This window comes from Janthinobacterium glycogeni, from assembly GCF_051380725.1.
GTDB lineage: Bacteria > Pseudomonadota > Gammaproteobacteria > Burkholderiales > Burkholderiaceae_D > Janthinobacterium.
The window spans coordinates 137,709-143,708 of record NZ_JBNYXP010000013.1 but is presented as its reverse complement, the minus strand read 5'-3'; the positions used below and the strand labels follow the sequence as shown (position 1 = coordinate 143,708).

Here is a 6,000-nt window from a genome sequence, read left to right as displayed (position 1 = left end):
GCTTCCGCCGATTACGCATCCGCTACGAGCGCCGTGCCGATATCCATCAGGCATTCCTCTCGCTTGCCTGCATACTCATCTGCTGGAGATACATTCAGCGGTTTTGTTAGGCGTTCTAAGTGTGTGTGTGGGGGGGGGCTACAGAGTAGACTCGGTAATACGCCTAAGACAGTCGGTGTAAGTCATGGTGATACCCGAGGCACTCTTGTTAGGCATGCCTATGGTCAGCAGCTGAAGTGGTGTCGGTGAGGTGTTGTTGCCGTGGTATGACGTAATTGTGCATATTAAACAGCGAATGAATCATCGTCTTTGTAGGTGGAGGCGCGTGTTAGTTTGATGGCTGCGTTCTGGTAGCTGACACAGAGCAACTCGCTTGCTTCTTCAAATTCAATCCTGAGCATGTATTTTCTGGCTACAGAAAGGTGATGTTAGCACTGCGCAGTTTTATATACCCTGTCAGTACTCTCCTTCTGCGCGATTCGCTCTAACTGGTGCAGCGCCTGCATGCCGAGGAGGCGTTCACACTCCAGTGAGGTCAGATCGTAGTTCAAAAGTCATGGTGAAGTCCGGGTCATTGCGGCGCAATCGTGCCAGTGTGACGGCAAACTACGGCGCGATCAACTGCGTACGCACATTACAGACATGCGGAAATGAAAAAACCCGCCGCTGCACGGGGCAGTGGCGGGTTTTTCGATGCTGCTAATTCTTGGTGGTGATAGGTGGACTTGAACCACCGACCCCAGCATTATGAATGCTGTGCTCTAACCAACTGAGCTATATCACCAAACAGACCGGTCAGACCGGATGCTGGTTTTGACCAGGGCAAACCTGATCGATGTTCTTTGGTGGTGATAGGTGGACTTGAACCACCGACCCCAGCATTATGAATGCTGTGCTCTAACCAACTGAGCTATATCACCCAACAGCCGAGCATTATCCAGTCTTCCCATTTCCTTGTCAATGCCGGCGCAAAAAAATGTGCGGATTTTTCACGCGCCGGCACGGGCATGATTATTTTTGTAACGGCGTCAGCAACGGCCGGATCTGCGCCAGCATGGCCGCGGCCGGATCGGTCCCGAGGCAATCGATGACGATGCGTTCCGGCATGGCGCGCAGCCAGGTCAGTTGTCGTTTCGCCAGTTGGCGCGTGGCAATGATGCCCGTCTCGCGCAGGGTGGCGCGGTCGATGCGGCCGTCCAGGTATTCCCAGGCCTGGCGGTAGCCCACGCAGCGCATCGAGGGCAGGCCCGGATGCAGGTCGCCGCGCCGGCGCAGCTGCTCCACTTCGTCGAGCAGGGCGTCGTCTTTCAGCATGAGGTCAAAGCGCGTGGCGATACGCGCGTGCAGCACGGCGCGGTCGGACGGCTCCAGCGCGAACGATTGCAATTGAAACGGCAGCACGGTTTTTTCGCGGCGGTCCAGCAGGGCCGACATGGGCTGGCCGGACAGGGCGATGATTTCCAGCGCGCGGCCGATGCGCTGCGCGTCCTGCGGCGCCAGGCGCGCGGCCGTGACGGGGTCCTGCTGCGCCAGGCGCGCATGCATGGCGGGCCAGCCGATGGCGGCCGCGTCCTCTTCCAGCCGGGCGCGCAGCACGGGATCGGCGCCGGGCAAGTCGTCGAGACCGTCGGCCAGGCCCTTGAAGTACAGCATGGTGCCGCCGACGAGCAGCGGTAGCTTGCCGCGCGCGGAGATGTCCGCCACCAGGCGCAGGGTATCGTTGCGGAACTGCGCCACCGAATACGCATCCAGCGGGTCGATGATGTCGATCAGGTGGTGCGGTACCTGGGCCAGTTCCTCTTGCGACGGCTTGGCCGTGCCGATATCCATGCCGCGGTAGACGAGGGCGGAATCGACGGAAATGATCTCGGACGGGATCGCTTGCGCGATGGCCAGCGCGCTGGCCGTCTTGCCGCTGGCCGTGGGGCCCATGATGGCGACGGCCAGGGGGAGGTGTGGGGTGGTTTGCATGGTGACTCGTGTAAGGTGGTGTGTAGGTCGGCTTAGCGCAAGCGTAAGCCGACACTGCGGCGGCGGCATCACGTCGGATTACGCTTGCGCTAATCCGACCTACTGGCCGCGCAGGAACAGTTTATCCAGCGCGTTGATCTCGACCTGCACCCACGTGGGCCGGCCATGGTTGCACTGGTCGGCGCGTTCCGTGCTCTCCATCTGGCGCAGCAGGGCGTTCATCTCCTGCACCGACAGGATGCGGTTGGCGCGCACGGCCGTGTGGCAGGCCAGGGTGCCCAGCAATTCGTTCTGGCGCTCGATCAGCACGCGCGAGCCGCCGTATTCGCGCACGTCGCGCAGCACGTCGCGCGCCAGGGTTTGCGCGTCCGCGTTCTTGAGCAGGGTCGGCACCGAGCGCACGGCCAGGGTGGTGGGCGACAGGGCGGCGATATCGAAGCCCAGCGCTTTCAAGGTGTCCTGGTTTTCATTCGCCGTCGACACTTCGATGGCGTCCGCGTAGAACGTCACGGGGATCAGCAAGGATTGCACCTGCATGTCCTGGCCGGAGACCTGCGCCTGCAGCGCGTTTTTCAGCTGTTCGTACAGGATGCGCTCGTGTGCGGCGTGCATGTCGACCAGCACCAGGCCCTTGGTATTCTGCGCCAGGATGTAGATGCCGTGCAGCTGGGCCAGGGCAAAGCCCAGCGGATATTCTTCGCGCGCCATCGCTTCGGGCGAGGCGATGTAGGGCTCGACCTGCGTGATCGGCGAGTTGGCGGAACCTGCGCCGCCGCCGAACAGGGCGCCGTAGGCCGCCGTGTCCTGGGCCACGCCCGGCGCGTCGGCAAAGAAGGGGCGGGCCGCGCCGGGCGAGGCGGGCGCGAAGGTATTCGTAAATTGCGCGCCGAACGACGTTTGCGTCTGCTCGCGGCGCCAGATGCCGGGGCCGCCGTTAGCTGAGCCGGCGTCGCCGCCGCCCAGGGTGGAAGCGGCCGGCAGCGGTGCCGGCACGCTGCCGAACGCCGTGGCCGATGTCTGCGCCAGCGCGCGCTGCACGGCGTGGAAGACGAACTGGTGCACGGAACGGCTGTCGCGGAAGCGCACTTCGATCTTCGACGGGTGCACGTTGACGTCGACCAGGGCCGGGTCGAGGTCGAGCGCCAGCACGTAGGACGGGAAGCGGTCGCCGTGCAGCACGTCCTGGTAGGCCATGCGCACGGCGTGCACCAGCAGCTTGTCGCGCACGAAGCGCCCATTGACATAAAAGAACTGGCCGTCGGCACGCGCCTTGGACGCCGTTGGCAAGCCGGCAAAGCCGTGAATGCGCAGACTGCCGGCCGACTCGTCCAGTGCGAGACGCGCTTCGGCAAAGTCGTTGCCCAGGATGTGGGCGCTGCGCTTGGCCAGTTCGCTGATATTCCATTGGTCGATGGTGCGGCCGTTGTGCGACAGCGAGAACGACACGTCGGGCCGCGCCAGCGCGATGCGCCGCACGACTTCGGCGCAGTGGCCGTACTCCGTCTGCTCGGATTTGAGGAATTTACGCCGCGCAGGCGTGTTGAAATACAGGTCCTGCACGTCGACCGTGGTGCCGTGCGCGCCCGAGGACGGAGAGACGCTGCCATTGTGCGAGCCGACGATTTCCCACGCATGGGCCGCGTCGGCCGTGCGCGAGGTCACGGTGACGGCGGCCACCGAGGCGATCGAGGCCAGCGCTTCGCCGCGGAAGCCCAGGGTGCCCACGTTTTCCAGGTCGTGCAGCGAGGCGATCTTCGAGGTGGCGTGGCGCGCCAGGGCCAGCGGCAGCTGGTCTTTATCGATGCCGCGCCCGTTGTCGGTGATGGCGATGCGTTTCACGCCCCCTTCTTCCAGCCGCACCGTGATCTGCGTGGCGCCCGAGTCGAGCGCGTTTTCCAGCAGCTCCTTGACCACGGCCGATGGCCGCTCGACCACCTCGCCGGCGGCGATTTGCGAAATCAACTGGTCAGGCAGGGCCTGGATCGGGCGGTGGGGCGTGATGGGAGCGTTCATGCCCTGATTATAACGGGTTCGCAAGGGGAGGCGCTGCTGTGCTGATGCCCGTATTTGGGGGCAGACCCTCAACGCCGCTAACGCAAAGTTCAGCGCCAACGTACCCGGGGGTCTGACCCCAGCTTTAGCCTCGGGTTGCGTTACTTCCCCACCTCCCGCACCGGTATCGGCGCATTGCACAGGTCGACGTGGCCGGCCGTGACCTTGCTCCACGGGCCGCCGCGGTGGCGCTGGGCTTCCAGTACGGCCTGGTAGGCGGCGCTGTCGGTGCGCATCACTTCCAGGTTGCTGCGCTCTGCCAAAGGCACGCTGGCGGCCAGGCGGATGGCCTTGATCGGCACGTTTTTCTCGGGGCTGTCGTAAAAGCCCATGGGGCCCGTGCCGCGTGGCAGGGTGGACAGCAATGGCATGCCGGAGACGACTCGGCCAACGACGGTGATGTCGCGGTCCAGGTGGCGCGGCGACTGGCCGATGACGGCGTACAGCTCGGTGCCGCCGCCGCTGTCGCTGGCGCTGTCGCGGCCCACGCCCACGGTGGCATAGCAATGCGTGAGCCAGGCCGTGCCGGTTTTCGGATCGCGCGCGGACGGGAAACCGTTCGAATGGCCGACCTGCGGCGCATAGCCGTCAACGTCCGGCAGGCGCGTGAAGCTCTTGACGTTTTTCAACGGCACGGTGAATTCGCCGGGCAGGGTGCGCTGCGCGTGCTGGATGGGCTTGGGATTTTTCTCGTTCGGATCGCCCCACTGCACCACCCAGTTGTCCTGCGCGCGCGTGATGGCCAGGCCGTCGTAATACTGTTCCGCCACCAGGGCCTTGATGTTGGCCACGTGCTTCGGTGCGAAGTCGGGCGCCAGTTCGATCACCACGCGGCCGGCGGGAATGTCCAGGTACAGGGTGTTGTCCGGGTCCAGCGCACGCCAGTCGGACGGTTTCGAGGCCTTGATCACGTCGGCCAAGGTCGCCTTGGCGGGCAGTTCGGCGGGCGCCCTGATCTGGACAGGCGCCGCGTGGGCGGTCAGCTGTGCAAGGCCCAGTACGGTGGCCATGGTCAGGCCGCTCAATGGGTGTCGATACATGTTTTCTCCTGGTGGGCGCGGGTTGCGCCGTGCAGAAAGTGTATACCGGAATGGCAATATTTCGCTGTAAAGACATTACAGATGGCAATCCTGATAGTTGCCTGCCGATATGGCGTTTCCTTAACCTTTACTTAAAATGCCACGCCGCCAAGGGCGCTGCCGAATTAATCACGAAATATCGGCCAGGGGACTGCCGTTGCGCTGGCCGGGTGGTGTATGATTCCGCCGCTACCTTTAGGGAAAAATATATGGATTTTGTGCAATTCCTCGACATGATCGTGCATGTCGACAAGACGCTGGGCCTCTTGATCGAGCAGTACGGTACTCTCGTGTATGCGGTGCTGTTTGCCATTATTTTTTGCGAGACAGGCCTCGTGGTGCTGTTTTTCTTCCCTGGGGATACCTTATTGTTTATCGCCGGCGCGTTTTGCGCGACGGGACAGATGCACCTGGGCCTGCTGATCGCTTTGCTGGTGACGGCCGCCGTCACGGGCAACACGCTCAATTACTGGATAGGCGAGGCCATCGGGCAAAGGGTGTTTACCCATGATTACCGCTGGATCAACAAGGATGCCATGCGCCGCACGCATGAATTCTTTGAAAAGCACGGCGGCAAGACCATCATCCTGGCCCGTTTCGTGCCGGTGGTGCGCACCTTCGCCCCGTTCGTGGCCGGCATTTCCGACATGACGCATGCGCGCTTCCAGATGTACAACGTGACGGGCGCCCTGTTGTGGGTGGTCGGTCTGGTGACGGCGGGCTACTTCTTCGGCAATATTCCATGGATCCGCGACCACCTGACCTTGATCGTGCTGATCGGTGTCGGCGCCGCCGTCGTACCGGTGGTACTGGGCGGCTTGTGGAAACTCTACAAGCGCATGGTCGGCAAGTCGGCGTAAGGCCGCATGGATCCGGGGCCAGCGCGCTGCGGCACAGC

At 63.1% G+C, this 6,000-nt stretch carries 4 protein-coding genes, 2 tRNA genes and 1 pseudogene; 2 read left to right on the top strand and 5 right to left on the bottom strand.

Annotated features, from left to right (window positions below; genetic code table 11):
- A pseudogene (locus tag ACQ4W4_RS24000) lies at positions 1–110 on the top strand (IS5/IS1182 family transposase); the annotation flags it as partial.
- A gap of 597 nt (positions 111–707) precedes the next feature.
- On the opposite strand, the gene ACQ4W4_RS23995 reads toward ACQ4W4_RS24000, so the two are convergent.
- The 5 genes from ACQ4W4_RS23995 to ACQ4W4_RS23975 form a co-directional block, all read right to left on the bottom strand.
- Positions 708–784, bottom strand: a tRNA-Met gene (locus ACQ4W4_RS23995).
- Positions 785–843: 59 nt separating this feature from the next.
- Positions 844–920 (bottom strand) — tRNA-Met (locus ACQ4W4_RS23990).
- A 91-nt stretch (positions 921–1,011) separates the two neighbouring features.
- Positions 1,012–1,971 carry a tRNA (adenosine(37)-N6)-dimethylallyltransferase MiaA gene (gene miaA, locus ACQ4W4_RS23985; protein WP_436544084.1) on the bottom strand — a complete coding sequence of 320 codons (960 nt, stop codon included), beginning with the start codon at positions 1,969–1,971 and terminating at the stop codon, positions 1,012–1,014.
- Positions 1,972–2,070: 99 nt separating this feature from the next.
- Positions 2,071–3,984 (bottom strand): DNA mismatch repair endonuclease MutL, encoded by a 1,914-nt coding sequence (gene mutL / locus ACQ4W4_RS23980; protein ID WP_436544083.1) that lies wholly within the window; start codon positions 3,982–3,984, stop codon positions 2,071–2,073.
- Positions 3,985–4,124: 140 nt separating this feature from the next.
- A complete protein-coding gene (locus ACQ4W4_RS23975) occupies positions 4,125–5,063 on the bottom strand; it encodes a peptidylprolyl isomerase (RefSeq protein ID WP_436544082.1) in 939 nt (312 codons plus the stop codon).
- Between the two features lie 248 nt (positions 5,064–5,311).
- On the opposite strand from ACQ4W4_RS23975, the gene ACQ4W4_RS23970 reads away from it, so the two are divergent.
- Positions 5,312–5,962: a VTT domain-containing protein gene (locus ACQ4W4_RS23970; RefSeq protein ID WP_070223029.1), complete on the top strand. Its 651-nt coding sequence runs from the start codon at positions 5,312–5,314 to the stop codon at positions 5,960–5,962.
- The last annotated feature ends 38 nt before the right edge of the window (positions 5,963–6,000 follow it).